This window comes from Pandoraea pnomenusa (assembly GCF_040391475.1).
GTDB lineage: Bacteria > Pseudomonadota > Gammaproteobacteria > Burkholderiales > Burkholderiaceae > Pandoraea > Pandoraea pnomenusa_C.
The window spans coordinates 217,058-235,600 of the sequence record NZ_JBEBXS010000006.1; the positions used below are offsets into that span (position 1 = coordinate 217,058).

General features: G+C 64.9%; 16 protein-coding genes. 7 read left to right on the forward strand and 9 right to left on the reverse strand.

Annotation, left to right across the window (positions count from 1 at the left end; genetic code table 11):
• Positions 1-29: 29 nt before the first annotated feature.
• The 4 genes from ABWO90_RS09210 (at position 30) to ABWO90_RS09225 (ending at position 4,581) form a co-directional block, all read left to right on the forward strand.
• A complete protein-coding gene (locus tag ABWO90_RS09210; protein WP_353190909.1) occupies positions 30-308 on the forward strand; it encodes a hypothetical protein in 279 nt (92 codons plus the stop codon).
• Positions 298-552, forward strand: a complete 255-nt coding sequence (locus ABWO90_RS09215; protein ID WP_353190910.1) for a hypothetical protein — start codon at positions 298-300, stop codon at positions 550-552. The genes ABWO90_RS09210 and ABWO90_RS09215 overlap by 11 nt, the downstream gene beginning before the upstream one ends.
• A 10-nt stretch (positions 553-562) precedes the next feature.
• On the forward strand, positions 563-2,152 hold the full coding sequence (locus ABWO90_RS09220; RefSeq protein ID WP_353190911.1) for a PepSY-associated TM helix domain-containing protein: 1,590 nt from the start codon (positions 563-565) through the stop codon (positions 2,150-2,152).
• Positions 2,153-2,430: 278 nt separating this feature from the next.
• A complete protein-coding gene (locus ABWO90_RS09225; protein ID WP_353190912.1) occupies positions 2,431-4,581 on the forward strand; it encodes a TonB-dependent siderophore receptor in 2,151 nt (716 codons plus the stop codon).
• 109 nt (positions 4,582-4,690) lie between these two features.
• On the opposite strand, the gene ABWO90_RS09230 is transcribed toward ABWO90_RS09225, so the two are convergent.
• Positions 4,691-5,869, reverse strand: coding sequence for an MFS transporter (locus ABWO90_RS09230; protein ID WP_353190913.1), 1,179 nt, complete (start codon positions 5,867-5,869; stop codon positions 4,691-4,693).
• A gap of 126 nt (positions 5,870-5,995) precedes the next feature.
• Between ABWO90_RS09230 and ABWO90_RS09235 the strand changes: the two genes are divergently transcribed.
• Complete coding sequence (locus ABWO90_RS09235) at positions 5,996-6,892, forward strand: LysR family transcriptional regulator (RefSeq protein ID WP_353190914.1); 897 nt, start codon at positions 5,996-5,998, stop codon at positions 6,890-6,892.
• 141 nt (positions 6,893-7,033) lie between these two features.
• Here ABWO90_RS09235 and ABWO90_RS09240 read toward each other — a convergent pair whose 3' ends face one another.
• The 8 genes from ABWO90_RS09240 to ABWO90_RS09275 form a co-directional block, all read right to left on the reverse strand.
• Positions 7,034-7,804: a ferredoxin--NADP reductase gene (locus ABWO90_RS09240; RefSeq protein WP_353190915.1), complete on the reverse strand. Its 771-nt coding sequence runs from the start codon at positions 7,802-7,804 to the stop codon at positions 7,034-7,036.
• Positions 7,805-8,040: 236 nt separating this feature from the next.
• Positions 8,041-9,063 carry a UDP-glucose 4-epimerase GalE gene (gene galE / locus ABWO90_RS09245; RefSeq protein ID WP_353190953.1) on the reverse strand — a complete coding sequence of 341 codons (1,023 nt, stop codon included), beginning with the start codon at positions 9,061-9,063 and terminating at the stop codon, positions 8,041-8,043.
• Between the two features lie 306 nt (positions 9,064-9,369).
• Positions 9,370-10,746, reverse strand: a complete 1,377-nt coding sequence (gene pelG / locus ABWO90_RS09250) for an exopolysaccharide Pel transporter PelG (RefSeq protein ID WP_353190916.1) — start codon at positions 10,744-10,746, stop codon at positions 9,370-9,372.
• Entirely contained in the window at positions 10,746-12,503 is a 1,758-nt protein-coding gene (pelF, locus tag ABWO90_RS09255) for a GT4 family glycosyltransferase PelF (protein ID WP_353190917.1), read from the reverse strand. The genes pelG and pelF overlap by 1 nt, the downstream gene beginning before the upstream one ends.
• A 3-nt stretch (positions 12,504-12,506) precedes the next feature.
• Positions 12,507-13,640 (reverse strand): lipopolysaccharide N-acetylglucosaminyl transferase, encoded by a 1,134-nt coding sequence (locus tag ABWO90_RS09260; protein ID WP_353190918.1) that lies wholly within the window; start codon positions 13,638-13,640, stop codon positions 12,507-12,509.
• Complete coding sequence (locus tag ABWO90_RS09265) at positions 13,633-15,039, reverse strand: PelD GGDEF domain-containing protein (protein WP_353190919.1); 1,407 nt, start codon at positions 15,037-15,039, stop codon at positions 13,633-13,635. Before ABWO90_RS09265 ends, ABWO90_RS09260 begins: the two co-directional genes overlap by 8 nt.
• 8 nt (positions 15,040-15,047) lie before the next feature.
• Entirely contained in the window at positions 15,048-15,185 is a 138-nt protein-coding gene (locus ABWO90_RS09270) for a hypothetical protein (RefSeq protein WP_353190920.1), read from the reverse strand.
• A gap of 233 nt (positions 15,186-15,418) precedes the next feature.
• Entirely contained in the window at positions 15,419-16,246 is an 828-nt protein-coding gene (locus ABWO90_RS09275) for a phosphodiesterase (RefSeq protein ID WP_353190921.1), read from the reverse strand.
• A 555-nt stretch (positions 16,247-16,801) separates the two neighbouring features.
• Between ABWO90_RS09275 and ABWO90_RS09280 the strand changes: the two genes are divergently transcribed.
• Positions 16,802-17,080: an HU family DNA-binding protein gene (locus ABWO90_RS09280; RefSeq protein WP_502922578.1), complete on the forward strand. Its 279-nt coding sequence runs from the start codon at positions 16,802-16,804 to the stop codon at positions 17,078-17,080.
• Between the two features lie 394 nt (positions 17,081-17,474).
• Positions 17,475-18,512, forward strand: coding sequence for a CHAD domain-containing protein (locus tag ABWO90_RS09285; protein ID WP_353190923.1), 1,038 nt, complete (start codon positions 17,475-17,477; stop codon positions 18,510-18,512).
• The last annotated feature ends 31 nt before the right edge of the window (positions 18,513-18,543 follow it).

An 18,543-nucleotide genomic window follows, 5' to 3' on the forward strand; every position in this document is an offset into this window, starting at 1 on the left:
GCATCGTCACCTCTCACCGATTCACGAGCATGTTGATTGCATTGGCCATTGCACTGGCATGGCTGGCAGGCGGCGCCTGCTACCTCACTTCGGAACACCAACGCCTGCGTACACGGCGCCTGGCCGCACAACCCACACGCGCGCTCTCGCTGGCTGCGGCCGTCGCCTGCCTCGTGTGCTGGTGGCTTGCCGCCGGCCCATCGGCCGGCATCGCGGCAGCCTTCATGTCGGTATGCTTCGGCCTGCTGTTCTGGCCGTATGCGGCGGGCGGCTGGCACTGGCTGCGTGGAGATGCCCATGTGGAGTAGAACCCTCGCGGGCGCCGTGCTCGGCTTCTTCGCCGCCATGGCCCTTTGCGGCGCCATCGCCTATCTTGCGCCCGCCGGATGGCACACCGCGGTGGTGCCGGTCATGGCCCTCTTCCCGCTCCTGTGGCTCGGCCTGTTCGCCGTGGTCTACGCGAGCCGCACTGCTACGCGCGCGTGGATCGGCCTCGGGGCCACCACCGTCGTCTCCTGGATCGCGCTGCTGCTCGCGCGCGCCGTCTGGTAAGGATCATCCGATGCGCGCCCAAACCCTGCGTCAATATCTGAGCGTCCATACGTGGGCCGGCATCGTGGCCGGTTTCGCCTTGTTCGTCGCCATGCTCGGCGGCGCCCTGACTGTCTTTCATCACGAGATCGAACGCTGGGAGCAACCGGTAACCCGCCATGCACCGCTCTCGCTCGCGCAAACGGAACAGCTCGCCGACATGGTGCGCGCGCAGTATCCGGCCGCGCGCGAGCAGATGGGTGTCGTGTTGCCGAACCACTCGCCCACGCCCTTTGCCTACTGGCAGCAACCCAATGGTGAGTGGATGCAGGCACGCCTGCACCTGAGGGCCGACGGTGGCGCGCCGTCGCTTGTCACGGGCGACGCTCGCCCCGGCCTGTCGGGCACCATCAACGCGTTGCACTACTCGCTGTCGATTCCGACATACGGCCTCTATCTGATGGGCGTGGTGTCGCTGTTCTACGGCATGGCCCTGATTTCGGGCGTGATCGTGCATCTGCCCCGTGTCACGCGCGACATCTTCGCGCTGCGCCCGGGACGCAATCTCAAGCGATTCTGGCAAGACGCGCACAACGCCATCGGTGTGCTGAGTCTGCCGTTTCACATCGTGTTCGCCCTGACCGGCGCGCTGCTCTGCCTCAGCCTGCCGCTGATGATGGCGTTCAACGTGGTGACGTTTGAGAACAAGCTCATGTCGCAGATTCCTCAGATCACCGGCGCGGTGCCTGCAAAGGTCGCGCCGGTCGACGGCAAGCCGCTCGATATGCAGGCGATTCTCGCGCGCGCCGAACATGCGGCCCCCGACATGGAGACGACAGCCGTTGCGTGGTCGCGCTACGGCAAGCCGGATGCGGTCGCCGAAGTCTACGGCGAAGCGAACGACTCGCTCGGCGTCTTCGCGGCCGTTGCCGTGCGACTGAACGACGGCAAGATCGTCGGCCAGCACAGCCCCGGCGCGCGCGACGTCAACCACGCGGTGCTCAGCATGATTTACGGCGCCCACTTCGGCAATTTTGCGGGCGACGCCATGCGCTGGGTGTACTTCGTGCTCGGCCTGATGGGCGCGGTGCTCGTGTACAGCGGCAACCTGCTCTGGCTCGAATCGCGCCGCAAACGCAATGCGTCGCTTCAGCCCGCAAACCTGCGCTGGATGGCCAAGGCCACCGCCGGCGTGTTCCTCGGCACGTGTCTGGGGATCGCGGCGGCGTTCGTGGGCGCGGTGATCGCACCGGGTGTGACGTCGCTGTCGATCTTCGTTGCCACGCTCGCGGTCTCGCTGGTGTTCGCCGCTGTCACCGCACCGGCCGTAGCGGCCACCGGGTTGCTCGTGACCACCGCACTCGTGTGCTTCGCGATTCCTGTTGTCGACGCTGCACTGACGCCCGACAACGTGATGCACTCCATCGCGGCAGGCGACTGGGTACTGGCCGGTGTCGATCTCGTTGCCATCGTGTGCGCCGTGATCTTCGCGCTGTTCGCACGCGCGACGTGGCGGCGCGCGCGTCACGGCGACCCGAACAGTGTCTGGGCGCACCCTGGCGCGACAAGCGTGCAGACGCCGCCCGCCACCGGCGCCACGAACAAGACCGCCACGCCCTGATTCGCACGCTGGCACGGGCGCTGGCCCGTGCCGCAATATAACAACCACAGCGCTGCCCGAGCAGCCGCCCCCCGCGCCAACGTCGACCGTTCGCGCCTCCCCACAAGAAAAGATTCGTTTTTCAGACGAAACCGTCGGCACACGACGCACAACAAACCGGGAGATTCACGCTGATGTCGCACCACCGCCCCCTCGCAGGGCGCGAACTCGCTCGTTCGCGCGCCCTGTCACGTCCTGCTACGCCCCATCTGCCACCGTCGCGCTCATCGACGACCTCGATGACCTCGCTGACCTCAATGTCGCGCGCTATCGCCGGCGTGTTCGCCGTCTGCGCTACGTCGCTGACGCTCGCCTCCGGCAACGTCTTCGCGCAACAGGCGCCGGTCGCCCAGGACGCCGCGCAAAACACTGCCGCCCTGCCCGCCACGACGGTGTCGGCCGGACGTGACGACGACATCAGGGTGGAGCGCGTGACCAGCGGTGCACTCGGCACGCGACGCGCGGTCGATACGCCGTTCTCGATCATTGGCGTGAACAGCGAGCAGATCAAGAACCAGATGGCGCAGACGGCGACCGACGCTTTCAAGTGGGACCCCGCCGTCACCACGCTCTCGGAGAACAAGCGCAACGAGAACTCATACTTCGCGGTGCGCGGCATTCGCGTCGACATGCTCGACGGCACCAAGATCGACGGACAGAACTTTGTGTCCTGGCAGGCCGACATTCCGCTCGAGCCCTTCGAGCAGGTCGAGCTTCTGAAAGGTCTCTCGGGCTTCATGTACGGCTTCGGTGCGCCCGGCGGTATCGTGAACTATGTGCTCAAGCGCCCCACGGACGAGCCCCTGCGCCAGTTCTCGGTCGGCTATGAAGCGAATAACGTGTGGAGCCAGAAGCTCGATCTCGGCGGGCGCTTCGGCCCGGACAATCGATTCGGCTATCGCCTGAACCTCGTGAACGAGGAAGGCAACACCGCCGAGCCGAACAACCATGTACGCCGCAAGACGATCTCGTTCGCCACGGACTTCCGCATCACGCCGGACCTGACGTGGTCGGCCGACGTGGCGTACTGGAAACGCAAGACGACGGGCACGCTGTTCGGCATGAGCTTCGCCGGCGCAGGCGCCGTGGCCGACGCCAACAAGGTCGCGCGCAATCTCGCCCAACCCTTCACGTACTACGAAACGGATGCGCTGACCGCCGGCACCGCGCTCGACTACCGCATCAACGATCAGTGGAAAGCGAACTTCAAGTACCGCTTCGCGCGACAGAATCGTCTGAACGGCGACAGCTTCCTGTATGTGATGAACCCGGCGGGCGACTTCGCCGACACGCAATACAAATGGAAGACCGCCTACTACTACCAGGCCTGGGACGGCATGGTGCAAGGCAAGTTCGATACCGGCCCGCTCAAGCACGACGTGGTCTTCGGTGTGTCGTACCAGAGCCAGGTGAAGAACAACGACAACGGCATCGGCGGCAACGGCATTTCGCTGGGCACGAGCAATATTTACAACCCGTCGCTGCTGCCGAATCAGGACATCGGGCTGGACTACGAGCCGTATCGCAGCGAGAAGATCTCGCAGCGCGCCATCTTCGCGAGCGACACCGTGGGTATCACGTCGCGCATCTCCGCGCTGGTCGGCTTGCGTTACACGCAGTTCAACGACGACCTGTACAACCCCGCTGCCGAGACAACGGCCTCGTATCGCGCGAAGCCCGTCACGCCGACGATCGCGCTGATGTACAAGACCGACAACGACTCGACGGCCTACGCGAGTTACGTGGAATCGCTGGAACCGGGCGGCTCGGCGAGCATCACGGACAACAACTATCCGCAGACTTACGGCCCGCTGCGCAGCAAGCAGTACGAAGTGGGCTGGAAGGCCGACAAGCAGACGTGGGGGGCGAATCTCGCGCTGTTCCGCGTGGAGCGCGGCTATGCGTACACGAACCAGGCGAATGACTTTGTTCAGGACGGCACGCAACGCTTCCAGGGGCTCGATGCCAGTGGCTGGGTGCGTCTCGCACACGATTGGCGCGTGATGGGTGGCGTACTGCTGCTCAACACGAAGGCGGTCGACGTGGATGACCCGAACGTCGCGGGCAAGCGCATCTTCGCGACACCGAAGTATGTCGTGACCGCACGTGTCGAGTACGACACGCCGTTCGTGCGCGGGTTGACCGTGGCCGCTGGCGTGAAGGTCACGGGCCAGCAGGAAGTCGATGCCGCCAATACGTTGTCGGTGCCGTCGTACACGACGATCGACCTGTCGGCGAAGTACGCCGCACGCATTGCCGGCAAGTCGGTCGTGTTCCGCGCCGCCATCAACAACCTGATGGACAAACGCTACTGGACAACGACCTACAACGGCTTCGTGCTGCCGGGCTCGACCCGCACGTTCCTCGCAAGCGCCACCGTCGACTTCTAAGCAAGGCGCAACGCCTCGCTGCGAAATCTCGAAACCTGCGCGCCGGCCCGCCCGGGCTAGCGCCGCGCTTCGACAGTTCGACGCGTCGCCACGCCTGGCCCGCCCGACGTCACACTTCCGGCTGCACCGCAGGAAAGCCACGATGCCGGGCGGTCCACACGACTATCAACGTCACACCCAGCAGCGCCAGCAATGCCGGAGAAAACGCCGACACACCAACGCGTTCGAGCAAGATCCCGCCGATGATGCCCCCGCCTGCGATCGCCACATTCCACGCGGTGACCAGCATGGATTGCGCCACGTCGGCGGCGTCGCCCGCCGCCTTGGCGATGGCCGTCTGAAACAGCGTGGCCGCACCACCGAAGCCCAGCCCCCATACCCCCACCGCGCCGTACACCACCCCGGGCGTGTCGCCGCCGACGCCGAGCGCCAACGCTGCCAGTCCGAACAACGTCGCACTCGCGAGCGTGAGCGCGCGCAGGTGACGATCGATCAGCACGCCGACGATCCAGATACCGAGCAGCGAGGTGATGCCGAATACCAGCAGCACGATGTCGGTGCGCTGCGCCATCTCCGCGCGCACGAGGAACGGCGCAATGTAGGTGTAAAGAATGTTGTGCGCGAGCACGAACGCGAGCACCACGAACAGCACCGGACGCACACCAGGCAGCGTAAACACGCGCCCGAGCGTCAGGCGCCGCCCATCGCGATTCCCGGCGAAATCGGGCAACCGGGTGCGTGCCCACAGCACGAGCACCAGCGCCATCGCACTCATGATGGCAAAGCCCATCCGCCACCCCACCCAGTGCCCCAGGAATGTCCCGGCCGGCACGCCAAGCGAGAACGCGACCGGCACGCCTGCCATCGCGATGGCGATTGCCCGCCCTTTCTGATGCTCAGGCACCAGACGCGCGGCGTAACCGGCCAGCAGCGCCCACAGCATGCCGGCCGAGACACCCGCGAGCGCACGCGCCACCATCGTCAGCGCATAGCTGTGAGATACCGCAGTAACGCTGTTTGCGATCGCAAAGCCCGCGATGGCGCTCAACAGCAACGGGCGGCGCCGCACGCCCTGCGTTGCGGCCGTCAACGGGATCGCGGAAATCAACGATCCGAGTGCATAGATCGTGACGGTCTGCCCGACCCACGCTTCGGAGACGCCCAGTCCTTGCGCCATCTGCGGCAGCAATCCGGCGGGCAATGCCTCGGTCAGTACGGTCACGAATGCCGCCACGGCCAGTGCGAGTAGCGAGGTCATCGGCAAACGCGCTTTTGCAGGTGTCGTCATGGAAAAGTCCTTTCGAAGTTGTCAGTCCCATCACGATAGAAAGCCTGCGATTAAAGAAAAAGTGGGCTAGAGTTCCCGTTTATGCGGACATTTACGTCCGCAATTGACGTATTCGCGGAGGGAAACGTGGAGAGCCTGAACGGCTTCGTGGTGTTCGTGCAGGTCGCGGAGACACGCAGTTTCGTCGCCGCCGGACGGCTACTGGGGATATCGGCGTCGGCGGTTGGCAAGGCCGTTGCTCGGCTGGAGGACAAGCTGGGGGTACGGCTATTCCATCGAAGCACCCGCAGTGTGACGTTGACCGCGGAGGGGACGTTGTTTCTGGAGCGCAGTCGCCGAATCCTCTCGGAGATCGAGGCGGCGGAACTGGAGCTGTCCCAGGCGAGCCAGGTGCCACGCGGGCGGCTCAAGGTGAGCCTGCCGCTGGTCAGTTCATTGGTACTGCCAGTGCTCGGTGACTTCATGCGCCAATATCCGGACATCGCACTGGATCTGGACTTCAGCGACCGCATTGTGGACGTGATCGAAGAAGGTTTCGATGCCGTGGTGCGCACGGGCGAGCCCACTGATTCGCGACTGACCGCGCGGCGCCTGGGTGCCTTCCGGTCACAGCTGGTGGCGTCGCCCGACTACCTCGCACGGCGCGGCACGCCGCAGCGGCCTGCCGATCTCGTGCATCACACCTGCCTGCACTACCGATTTCCCAACAGCGGGAAGCTCGAACCGTGGCAACTGCGTCAGGCGCCCGGTGAAGACGAGGTGGCGATCCCCGTCTCGATGGTCTGCAACAACATCGAGACGCGCATGTGTTTTGCCATTCGCGGGCTGGGCATCGCGCACCTGCCGGACTTTTCGGTGCGAGCGGCGATCGCCGCAGGGCAGCTCCAGACGGTACTTCCCGGAGATACATTGCGCACCGGTGTCTTCAATGTCCTGTGGCCGGCGAGCAAGCATCCGTCGCCCAAGGTCCGTGCGCTGGTCGACTTCCTCTGCGCAAACGTCTTCCCTGCCCGGCCTGATTGAACGGCCACGTGATAAACGCAGAAGCAAAAAGCCCCCGCAGGCGGGACTTTCGTCCAGCCTGCGGGGGCTTTCGAATGCGATTCACTACGGCGCGGCCCGGTAACGTCTCACGTGACCGGGCGAAACATCGAGGGCGATGCCTTAGCCGACGAACGCGCGCTCGACCAGATAGTGACCCGGTGCGTGATTGTGACCTTCGACGAAGCCACGCTTTTCCAGCAACTCGCGGGTGTCCTTGAGCATGGCCGGGCTGCCGCACAGCATGACGCGGTCGTTTTCCGGCGAGAACTCCGGCAGACCGATGTCCGCGAACATCTTGCCCGACTCGACCAGTTCCGTGATACGGCCCTGGTTTTCGAACTCTTCGCGCGTGACGGTCGGGTAGTAGATCAGCTTGTCGCGGATGTACTCGCCCAGATACTCGTGCTCCGGCAGATGCTGCGTGATCAGGTCGCGGTAGGCCAGTTCGCTGGCGAAACGGCAGCCGTGCACCAGGATGATGTGTTCATAGCGATCGTAGACTTCCGGATCGCGGATGATACTCATGAACGGCGCCAGCCCCGTGCCCGTCGAGAGCAGGTACAGGTTCTTGCCCGGCAGCAGGTTGTCGTTGATAAGGGTGCCGGTCGGCTTGCGGCCGACGATGACCTTGTCGCCCGGCTTCAGGTGTTGCAAACGCGAGGTCAGCGGGCCGTCCTGCACCTTGATGCTCAGGAATTCCAGCTCTTCCTCGTAATTCGCGCTCGCCATGCTGTAGGCGCGCAGCAGCGGTTTGCCTTCCACTTCCAGCCCGATCATCGTGAACTGGCCATTGACGTAACGGAACGAAGCGTCGCGAGTGGTCTTGAAGCTGAACAACGTATCAGTCCAGTGATGGACTTCCAGCACGGTCTGTTGATTCTGAGTGCTCATATTGGCTTGACGTTAGACGGAGGGCGGCGCGGCGCATCGGCAAAATCGTCGGCCCGAACGGCCGGGAATGCCTCAAATACGTATGCGCGAGCCATCCTTGATGGCCCCGATGCCCGGACTGCCGGCGCGTCGGGTAGACGCACTTTCGGTTTTGGGCGGGAAAACCCGACTATTTTACCTTAATTGGGAATTGCTTTCATTTGTCCCCCGCGTGTTTGCGGGGGCTTTGACAGGGATCAACGAAAGCCGTCCGGATTCTGACGCTGCCAGCGCCAGTGATCGGCGCACATGCGGGCCAGATCGTACTGCGCGCGCCAGCCCAGCAACGATTCCGCGCGGGACGGATCGGCGTAAGACACCCCGATATCTCCCGAGCGGCGCTCAACGACGTCGTAAGGCACCGCACGGCCGCTGGCGGCCTCGAAAGCATGGATCACCTCGAGCACGCTATGCCCGTGGCCGGACCCCAGATTGACAGTAAAGCCGGTGTCGAGTCCACGCAGCCCCGCGAGCGCGGCCAAATGGCCTCGCGCGAGATCGACCACGTGGATGTAGTCGCGTACGCCAGTGCCGTCCACCGTCGGCCAGTCGCCGCCGTACACCTTCAGGCGCGGCAGTTTGCCCACGGCGACCTGCGCAACAAACGGCATCAGATTGTTCGGCACCCCCCCCGGATCCTCGCCGATCAGCCCGCTTTCGTGCGCGCCCACAGGATTGAAGTAGCGCAACACCCCGATGCGCCAGCGCGGATCGGAGTCTGCCGTGTCGGCGAGCATCTGCTCGGCCATCAGCTTCGTGTGGCCATACGGATTGGCCGTCGCACGCATGGCGGACTCGACAACCGGCACCGGCGCCTGGCCGCCATACACGGCCGCCGACGAACTGAAGACCAGATGACGCACGTCGTGGCGCGCCATCGCTTCGAGCAGCGTGATCAGGCTACCCAGGTTGTTCCGATAATAGAGAAGCGGCTTCTCGAGCGACTCGCCAATGGACTTCAGCGCAGCGAAGTGGATAACGCCGTCGATCTTGTGACGGGCGAAAACGTCGTTCATGACATCGGCTGAACAGACATCACCTTCGATGAACACCGGTGCACGCCCGGCGATCTGCCCGATCCGGTTGACCGCTTCGCGATGGCCGTTGCACAGGTTATCGACGACAACCACGTCGTAGCCGCTCGACAAAAGCTCAACACACGTATGCGAGCCAATATAGCCGGCCCCGCCGGTAACGAGAATGGTGCCCAGATTGTTCATGAAGATGTCGTGACGACGGCCGGGTGAGTGCCGCCGGGTGAGTGCCGGATACTTACCACATTCGCGCGTGCGAAACCCGGCATCATACCCCAGGGTCTGCTGGAATTGCAGGTTCGCATCGATGTGTTGTGCCTGCATGCCGGAGGCACCCTGCGCCGGATCGGTCGGGCACGGCCGAATCTTCGAGCACTGCGCACGCACTGCAGACGAGTTATTGAGTGCGCCGCGCGATATCGCGATCCTGCACGGCGACATCCATCAACTTCGGGCCAACGCCTGCGGCGCGTCCTCGGGCACTCGGCCGGTTCATGTCCCCTGCCCCATATACGTGTCGTATTCGAGCGCGGCAAGCCGTCGACGCAACCGGAGCGCGCCCAGCACCAGCACGCACAGCAACGCCGCCGCAAAGCCGAATCCGTAGGCTGACGGCCCGTATTGCAGGCTCGCCCACGTGAGTCCTGCGTTCAGTGCCACGAGCAGCGCCGTCAGCATCAGCACGTCGCGCCGCCGGTCGAGGTAGAACAATACGTTCAGCACCCCCAGCAACAGGACCTGCAGGCCTGCCGAAACGACGTCGATGCGCAACAGCGGCTGCCAGGCGTCGGGCACGCCAACGATTCTCAACATGTCGTCGCCAAAGGCAAAGACGAGCAATGTGACGACCGCCTGCACCTTGAGAATCTCGTACAGGCCTGTGCGCACCGCACGCACCATCATGACGCGCGCCGACGAGATCTGGCGTAACGTGCCGCCGTGGCGCACCGCATCGAAGAACGCCGTGTACGCCTGCGCGAAGTCCGTCTCGATACGCAGCAGAAACACCGCCATACCCGGAATCAGGCAGAGATACGAGAGGAAGACCGGCAGGTCGTAGAGCGGCGCCGCCCGCAACGGCCCGATCACTGCGATGCCTGTGGCGGGCGACGCCCAGAACATCAGTTTGTCGATCCAGACGCCGAGCGCGAAGCAGACCCCTACGCCAATCAGCGAAAGACGCAGATTGCGCGGCACGAACACCGCCCATGACAGCCACGTGGATGTCCGGTAATGCCGCACGACGATCGCCGTCAGCCCGAGCAGCAAACAGGTGTGACCGATGACGAAGCCCGCAAGCAAGCCCGACAGGCCGAAGCGACCCAACAGCACGGCGCCCACCACGCTAAGGCTGTACCCCGCGCAGAACACGCCGAGGATCGCCCGATACTGTTTCACGCTCGTCAGGAACAGCACCACGATCCACAGATTGCCGAGCAGCACGAAGCCGATCCACATCAGCCAGCGATACGTGAGCGGCAGACCCGCGAAACACGTCTGTGACAGCACGAGGCCGATCGTGCCGAGCACCACGGTGGTGACCAGCGACACCGCATTGAACGACGGCATCACCGCTTGCGGCTCCCCCGCGAACAGACGGTCGCTGAGGTATCGCGTGAACGCCAGTTGGATCAACCCGGTCGCGATCGCGCTAGCGGCAATCAGATACGTGACCGACACCTGAAACTGCGTGAGAACTTCGCGCGGATGCACATGCGCCACGCTCATTAATCCGACCAGCACCACGCCGACCATCGACAACACCAGCGGCCCCGCGCTGATGATGCCTGCGTAGCTGTACGCGGCGAACGTGCCCGATAGCGTGTCGCTACGCAGCAACCGCCGCAGCTCAAATCCGATACCCGCCATCAGTCACGGCCCCCCGTGCCCGGTGTCCGCACTGGCCACGCTTCACCCCGTTCGATCGCGCTCACCTCGCCCTCACCTCGTGCGTCCATCGTGTGTGCATTGCCCATCCATCGCTCATAGAGCGCCCGGTATTCATCTCGCATGGTGTCCAGCCGATAGTGACGCTCGACCCGCGCAATGCCCGTCCGGCTCGAGGCATGCCACTCCGCGGGCTCCAGCACTTCGACAACGGCGGCGGCCAGCGCTTCGGGATCGGCCATGGGCACGATGCGCCCGGCGCGTCCCAGGGCGCGATCGGCCACGCCTCGGCCCTCCACGAGCTGGCGGCACGCACCGACGTCTGTCGCCACCACCGGCACACCGGCCGCCGCCGCCTCGAGCATGACCAGCGGCAGCGCTTCCGAGACGGACGACAGCACCAGCACACCGATTTTCGGCAACACGGTCTCGACCGCCTGATACCCCATGAACCGCACCTGATACTCCATGCCGAGACTGGCAGCGAGATCGCGACACTCCTGCGCATAGGCGGGGTCTTCCGTGTCCGGCCCGACGATCCAGCCCTGCACGTCCGGCCGTGCGCGGTAGGCGATGAAGATCGCGCGCAGGAACGTCTTGATGTCCTTGACCGGCACCACGCGACCGATCAGCGCCACGACGGGCGCGATCTCCGCCAGTTCCGTCTGCGCATCGGTTTCGCGACGCGGCACGCGCAAGGCGCCGAAACGTGCGATGTCCACACCGTTGGCGATACACCGCGTCTTGTGCGCGGGTGCCCCGTCGCTGACCTGACGTTGCCGGTTGCCCTCGTAGAGCGACACGATCTCGTCGGCCGAGTCGTAACAGATGCGCCCGATCGCCTCGAAGAAGCGCATCCAGAGATTCTGGAAGTAGCCCACGCGCGAGATGTCCCGCTCGAACGGCCCGCGATTGTCGCGCAGCCACTCGCTTTGCAGAAGATCGAGCTTGCGCTCCTTCGTATAGCTGCCGTGTTCCGTGACGAGCAACGGGCGCCCCGTGGCCGTGCGCAGCATCGCCCCGAGCAAGCCGGCATACCCCGTCGACACGGTGTGATACATGCGCGCCGGCGGCAGCAACGACGCGATGCGCGCCAGTTGCCAGATCGGCTTGTGCATGGCGCGGATCGACCAGAAGTAATCGGTAAACGAAGGATCGTGGCAGAACCGTTCGTACCGGTCGGTGATGAAACGCCAGGCACGCTCGCCATGCAGGAATTCGGGCTGCGCCAGGGCCCTGCCGTCACGCAGCATCGGCAGGATGGCGGCGAGCATCGCGCGCAAATCCTCGACGCCGATGTCGGACGCCGCGTCGTTGCGCCCTTCGTGGCGTTGCCGAAACCGATCGTGCAGCCGGTGAACCTGCGCGAACGCAGCGTCGTCGTCGGGACCAGGCCGCGTACGCGTTCTCGCTGCTTCGGGAGCGTCGCCACCGGCGTGCGCCGTCGACTCGTAAAGATAGTGGGCTTCGAAGTGGACAACATTCGCGGGCATCGCGTAGACCGCTTCGCCGTAGTCGTCGCGCCGGCTACCGATGAACACCACCGAAAACGCCAGGTCCGGGAACGCCCGAATGACTTGATCAACCCAGGATGACACGCCGCCTCGCACGTACGGGAACGTGCCTTCGAGCAACAGGGCGACGTCGACACCACGCGTCGTGGCGCGCCCGTCCGTCAATGACGGCGACGGCGACCCTGAAGTTGACGCGGGCGCATTGCCGGGAATGTGCGTCGACATTCGCTAGCGAGCCCAGAAGCGCACGGCGGGCTGCACCGCCGGCGATGTCGTCGGCATGGCTTGCGGTCCGCTCTTGCCGCTCGCACCCAGGCCTTCCAGCAACTGCGCAACGCGGTCGAAGCGCCGCTGCTGAAACGCCGCCTCGGCCAGCCACGGCAACAGGCGTTCGGTCGGAAAACTGTGGAACTGTGCGTGGCGCAGGTACATCTCGGCAACGTCCGGCGACTCGCGCATCAACGCACAGCGGCCGAGCAGATACCACATCGAGGCGTCGTCCTCGTACTGCTCCAGCGTGTCGCGCGCGAATTGCTCCACGCGCTCCAGCGTATAGCGCAAGACTTCGCCGCGCACCAGATTCTGATAGATCAGCTCCCAATAGAGTTGGGCGAGCCTGCGACTGGCGAAGGCTCGCTCGTCGTCGTCCTGTGCCGCCTCGCGGCGATCACGCATCGCGAAGATCTGCTGCATGATGCGCTTCTCCATACCGTCGAGAATGCCGTAGGCCAGCAGGCGCACCTCCTCCACGGGATCGGCCAACAGGTCGCGCGCAATCTCGCTCGTGACCCGGGACGGCAAGGCCTGCACCGAAATCAGCGCCGCCACGCGGTCGTCGCGCTCGCCATGCACATTGCGCAGCCGCGCCCGCAATCGCATCCCTGCCCCGTGTCGCACCTTCGCCACCAGATGCGCAACGAACCCGGGCGCCGCAACACGCTCCGCAGCGAGCGCCTCCCGTGGTGGCGGGAACACGTAGCCGATCAGCAGCAGCCCCAACACGACGGTCAGTCCGGCCGCCGGCAAGAAGAAGGCGATCAGCGCGACATGCCAGAACACGCCCCGACGCTCACGGTAGCTCGCACTCAGCACACGCGCGACAAACGCACTGGCAAACAGCGCCGAGGCAGCCTGCCAGGCCAGCGCCGTCACCATGGCGGAAGATGTCGGCTCGGCGCTCGACAACGTCGTCCGGAGCACGATCTGCATGACCTGCCATTGCGTCGCCACGGCAAACGCCAGCAGCCCCAGTGTGACCATTGCGCGCAGCACGCGCACGCCACGCATCACGTCGCGACGGCGCTGTCGCCGGCCCTTCGGGTCCGGCACCGAGCGTGCGTCCGGCGACGCGGCGTCAACCATGATCGACGCACCCCTGCACCAGCTTGCGCAGCCCCTCACCGGGCGCATCGGCGTCGACATGCGCCGTGTGGATCGCGATGTGCCCGCTCTGGAAGTCGACGTCGTACTGTTGGCGCAACAGTGTCTCGACGCGCATCAGGTAGCCGTCGATGCCATGCTCGTCCGTGATCGGCATCAAGGCGATGGCGATCTGCCTGCGCGGCGTGCCGATCGTCCATAGCGCATCGAGCGCGCGACGCTGGCGCACCGTCTGTTCGAACAACGAGTCACCCCGTGCACCGCGCGGGAAGGCAAGCGCGACAAGCGACGACTCGATACCGCTCGCGCGCTTGAGCCGCGCCAGCCGCCCCAATTCGAGCGCGAAGTCATACGGCACGTGCGGCACCGACTCGCGCACCGTCGCCACCAGCGGCTGATGGGCCACACCATCGGCGTAGTACGCGAGCAGGACCAGCAGCAGTTGAAGATTGTCGTGATTGAGCGCCAGAAACGGCATGCGACGCACGATCAGCACGCTGACCAGTGCGCCGTCGCCATCGAGCAACGGCGCGCAGGCCAGATACGGGCTCGTGTCGCTCGCGGCATCGTCGGCGCGCACATGGGCGAGGGTCCCCTCTCGCAGGCAATGCTGCACGAGCGGATCGTTGGCGTCCGGCTCGAACCCCTCGCCCACCCGTGCGATCGGGGTCGTGACCAACCGTTGCGCACGCACCGGAAACAGCGACGCCACTTCGATCTGGCAGGTCAGTGCCGCGAATTCAAGCATCGGCTGCGCGTTCGGCAAGCCACCGGCATGGCCGTAAACGTCGGCAGCACGGCGTACGGTGAGATCGCGCAGACGCGTCAGCGCATCGCGCAACGTCACCGGGCGCGCCAGCAAATCGCGTTCGAGCCGTTCGTGCGAGACACGCAACAGGTAGTGGTTATGTGTGATCGCGACCAGGCGGTCGCTGTAGTACGCGTTGATGCCCTGCGCGCGATGCGCGCGGTGGGACCAGATGTCGCAGAAGTGCCCCGCCACCAGGGCGAGCGTCAGACCGCCCGCGAAATGCACCATGGGAAAAGGACTGCCGGCCGCGCCGTACAGGACGTACCAGGCCGCGGCAAGCACACCGCCGCTTGTCGCGCCGGCCAGCGAGCCGTAGCGCAACGCCGCCACGAGCACGACCATCCAGAGCCACGGGAAGTGTGCCGCGAGGAGCAAGGGATCCTCGGGGTGCAGGCGCCAGGCGACGACCACGGCAAGCGCGGTTCCGACGAGGACTTCCAGGATGGCGAACGGACGCGCAATCGCGGGGGCGATCCACCGCCCCCAGCGCCCGAGGTTGCCCAGGGGCTGCGAGCGACGAACGCGCGTGGACGTCGGCGCGTCGCGAGCCTGTTCGGCGTCGTTGGGCATTGCGGTGCTCACGTGGCCTTCGCGAAGATGAGTGTCAGCCGGGAGAGCGCGTGCCAACCCCTTGGCACCGTGTCGTCGCAAGCCATCGACAAGCCCGGCAGGAAACGCGGGCGTTCGCGCAAGTTCTGCGCGATGGCGGTTTGCATGATTCCCCGTTTTCGGAAGGTGCCCTGCCCGGCGAGCTGCGCCGGGCGCTTAGGCAGCGGATCGACAGTCCTCGTGGAAGACCCGTCGCTCCCGTCCCGTCATCTACCTGCGCTCGGGACGGCCTGTGACTGCTAATCCGAACTGATCTCTTATGTTTGATGGGAATGCACTTTACACACGCTGAGTCCCACTATCGTCCCCATTTTTTCGCCCCGCCAAGGTGTATGAATCGTCAGGAGACCGACTGACCGTCGAATGTATACGGACCGTCGTACGGCCCGACATAAGCCAGGTGCGTGCGCACCCCGGCGCCCGCCTGCCAGAAGTGCATGGCGAAACCCGGCGGCTCCAGCGAGATCGTTTCCGGCGCGCCCGGCGCCAGGCCGAGCGTGATCTGGTGCGCCGTGGAGACGCAGGTGCTGGCCATGACTGCCGGGGCGCCCGGCACGCTCGCCTGAATGCTGCGGTGCAGGTGGCCGCAAATCACGCGCTCGATGTGCGCATGACGCGACGTCACACGCGCGAACCCTTCGCGGCCGGCCGTCGACAGACCGTAGCCGTCCATGAACTCGATGCCGGTCTCGAACGGCGGGTGGTGCATGGCAATGATCGTGGGACGCCCGGCGCAGGCCTGAAGCTGTTCGTCGAGCCAGGTCAGGCGCGACTCGCACAAGTGACCCGATGCCCCCGGCGGGTCCTGCGTGTCGAGCGCAAGTACGGTCAGCGGACCGAAATCGACACGATATTGTAAGAATTCGTTACCGGAGTGCAGATAGGTGTGCGACGGAAATGCGGTGCGCAGGCCCTCGCGATGGTCGTGGTTGCCAACGACGAGATAGAGCGGAATCGTGAGCTCCGCGAGGCACTCGCGAAGTACTTCGTATTCCGACGGATGCGGTGTATCGATCAGGTCACCGGTGGCGATGACGGCGTCGGGTCGGGGTGTCCATGCATTGATGACGGCGATGGCGCGACGCAGCGCCTGCGCGGTGTCGACGCGCCCGCAGGCAAGCGCACCGGGCCGTGTGACGTGGAGATCCGTAATCTGGCAAAGCAGCATGTGCGTGATTCCTTGGTGGCGATGGCGCGACGATTCGAGTGTAGGGCGCCCACGATGACGCGCCATCGATCGGGCGGCGACACGCTAGCCTTCGCAGATGACACAGCAGTGAATTTCGAAAGATCCGCGCGAAGCGTTGCATCGGACCAACCAAAAGTCGCCCTGCTGCGCAAGCCCCGAGGGGCTAGGGAAACCCCCAAAGCCCGCCCAGCAAGGGATTGCGCGGGGGCATGACCGGAGATGCCCGCAGTTACCGGGGTTTTGCCGTCATGAACAAGAAAGTACGCGGCATTGCACAACAAAATCGCCGCAAACCGTTGCGGGGACTGGCCCACAGCCCGCCGATGGTTCTATAATGCGGCTGCCCGGCCAGTGCCGGCGCCCTCTCGACACATGCCGGGCAGATCTCCGGATCGCGTTCGTGCAATGTGCCGTGAAGGCGACTTTCTGGCGTATGCCGCGTGCCTTATGGCGCGGATACAACACCGACACTCGCCAAATGGCGAAAGTGTTAGAGTTGTCGCCGGTATTCACCACCTCTCAAGGGAAACACACATGAACAAACAGGAACTGATCGACGCCGTCGCCGGCGCAACGGGTGCTAGCAAGGCTCAAACCGGCGAAACCATCGACGCTCTGCTCGAGACCGTCAAGAAGGCCGTCGCCAAGGGTGACTCGGTTCAGTTGATCGGCTTCGGCTCGTTCGGTTCGGGCAAGCGCGCTGCGCGTACCGGCCGCAACCCGAAGACCGGCGAAGCGATCAAGATCCCGGCAGCCAAGACCGTGAAGTTCACGGCTGGCAAGGCGTTCAAGGACGCCGTGAACAAGAAGTAAAGCCAGTTGCGCGCAGGCCGGCCTCCGTGCCGGCCTATCTTTTTGCTCGTATGACCGCTCTCGGCGTGCAGCAATGGATGGGCGTTACATCATCCTCTTGCGAGGTCCACGACTGATGTGACGCTGCGCGCCTCGCGGGTGACCTGCGCGCCGATCGTCGGAGACCGGGCGCCCGCGACGAGGTCCCTCCCCAGGCTGACCGCCTGAGTGCCCCTGCCGTCTGCGCCGATCCCCGGCGATTGCTGACATCCTTCCGCCTGCTCCACAGTCCTCCCCAGCTGCGTCACTTGTGTTTCGGCACCCGATACATCGCCGCGAAACACTGTCGCTTCGCCCGACGCGTCATCGCGTCACACCCTTGATTCCTTAGCACTTTTTCGAAAGCATCTATGCTATGTTGCGTGACATGACACGCGCGTCGACCACGGCAATCGCCGTCTCCAACGAAGCCTCCTCTGCCGTCGGACCCACCGACGCGCAGCCGATTGCGCCGCCCCGCGCGAAGCGCATGCGGCAGATGTCGGCGTCGCGCCTGCTTGTCACCCTTGCCGCGCTGCCGCTGGCCCAGTGGCCCGTACTACCCGCGGGCGAAGACGCTACCGCCCATGCCGGCGCCATCGATCCGGAAGCCATCCACCAACTGCGCGTCGCAACACGCCGCCTGCGCGCACTGATCGACGTGTTTTCTCCATGGATCAAGCCGCGCTGGCGCAGAGCGTTAACGGAAGAACTGCGCTGGATCGCGCGCTCGATGGGGCCGACGCGCGACGCCGACGTGCTCGCGACGACGACGCTTCCCGCGCTGCGCATCGAACATCCCGACATGGATTGGCCTGCCGTCGATGCCTACACGGAAAAGCTGCGTGGCGACGCCCGGGCGCAAGCGGCCGAGGCGTTGTGCAGCGAGCGTCAGCGCGCGCTGCATGCGCGGCTGCTGGAAGCGTTTGGTATTGGACATGACGGCCAGGCCGACCCGCGCGCCGCCAAAGCGCTGCGTCGTCCGTCGCGCACACCGGGAAAGCGACCACGTGCAGTAGCGAGGCACGCGCATAACGTGATGCGCGCGCGATATATCGGGTTATTTCCGGAAGCGAGGCAGTTGGCAATGCTCGACACCGATCAGTTGCACGCGTTGCGCGTCACCATCAAGCGCGCGCGTTATAGCGCCGAGGCGTTGTTGCCGTGGATGCGCAAAGCCGTGCGCACGCCCTACCAGAACACGCTTCACGCGGCGCAGGATCTGCTGGGGCAGTTGCACGATGCTGTCGTGGCCCAGCGAATGCTGGAGAACATGCCGCTCAGCGACGCGCAACGCGACGTGTTGAGCTGTCGTCTCGACACCGTCATCGTCAACGCGACCAGCCGGGCAGCGCACGTGTTGTGCCATCTGCCCGACGCCCACGCCCTCGAGCGAGGCATGCGCAAGGTGTAACCAGCGCTGCCGAAAGGCCGCGACAGTGCTG

Excerpts from the sequence above, each read along its gene's own strand:
- ABWO90_RS09210 (WP_353190909.1), top strand. The coding sequence starts at position 30 with ATGTTGATTGCATTGGCCATTGCACTGGCATGGCTGGCAGGCGGCGCC.
- ABWO90_RS09215 (WP_353190910.1), top strand. The coding sequence starts at position 298 with ATGTGGAGTAGAACCCTCGCGGGCGCCGTGCTCGGCTTCTTCGCCGCC.
- ABWO90_RS09220 (WP_353190911.1), top strand. The coding sequence starts at position 563 with ATGCGCGCCCAAACCCTGCGTCAATATCTGAGCGTCCATACGTGGGCC.
- ABWO90_RS09225 (WP_353190912.1), top strand. The coding sequence starts at position 2,431 with ATGACCTCGCTGACCTCAATGTCGCGCGCTATCGCCGGCGTGTTCGCC.
- ABWO90_RS09230 (WP_353190913.1), bottom strand. The coding sequence starts at position 5,869 with ATGACGACACCTGCAAAAGCGCGTTTGCCGATGACCTCGCTACTCGCA.
- ABWO90_RS09240 (WP_353190915.1), bottom strand. The coding sequence starts at position 7,804 with ATGAGCACTCAGAATCAACAGACCGTGCTGGAAGTCCATCACTGGACT.
- galE (WP_353190953.1), bottom strand. The coding sequence starts at position 9,063 with ATGAACAATCTGGGCACCATTCTCGTTACCGGCGGGGCCGGCTATATT.
- pelG (WP_353190916.1), bottom strand. The coding sequence starts at position 10,746 with ATGGCGGGTATCGGATTTGAGCTGCGGCGGTTGCTGCGTAGCGACACG.
- pelF (WP_353190917.1), bottom strand. The coding sequence starts at position 12,503 with ATGTCGACGCACATTCCCGGCAATGCGCCCGCGTCAACTTCAGGGTCG.
- ABWO90_RS09260 (WP_353190918.1), bottom strand. The coding sequence starts at position 13,640 with ATGGTTGACGCCGCGTCGCCGGACGCACGCTCGGTGCCGGACCCGAAG.
- ABWO90_RS09265 (WP_353190919.1), bottom strand. The coding sequence starts at position 15,039 with ATGCCCAACGACGCCGAACAGGCTCGCGACGCGCCGACGTCCACGCGC.
- ABWO90_RS09270 (WP_353190920.1), bottom strand. The coding sequence starts at position 15,185 with ATGCAAACCGCCATCGCGCAGAACTTGCGCGAACGCCCGCGTTTCCTG.
- ABWO90_RS09275 (WP_353190921.1), bottom strand. The coding sequence starts at position 16,246 with ATGCTGCTTTGCCAGATTACGGATCTCCACGTCACACGGCCCGGTGCG.
- ABWO90_RS09280 (WP_502922578.1), top strand. The coding sequence starts at position 16,802 with ATGAACAAACAGGAACTGATCGACGCCGTCGCCGGCGCAACGGGTGCT.
- ABWO90_RS09285 (WP_353190923.1), top strand. The coding sequence starts at position 17,475 with ATGTTGCGTGACATGACACGCGCGTCGACCACGGCAATCGCCGTCTCC.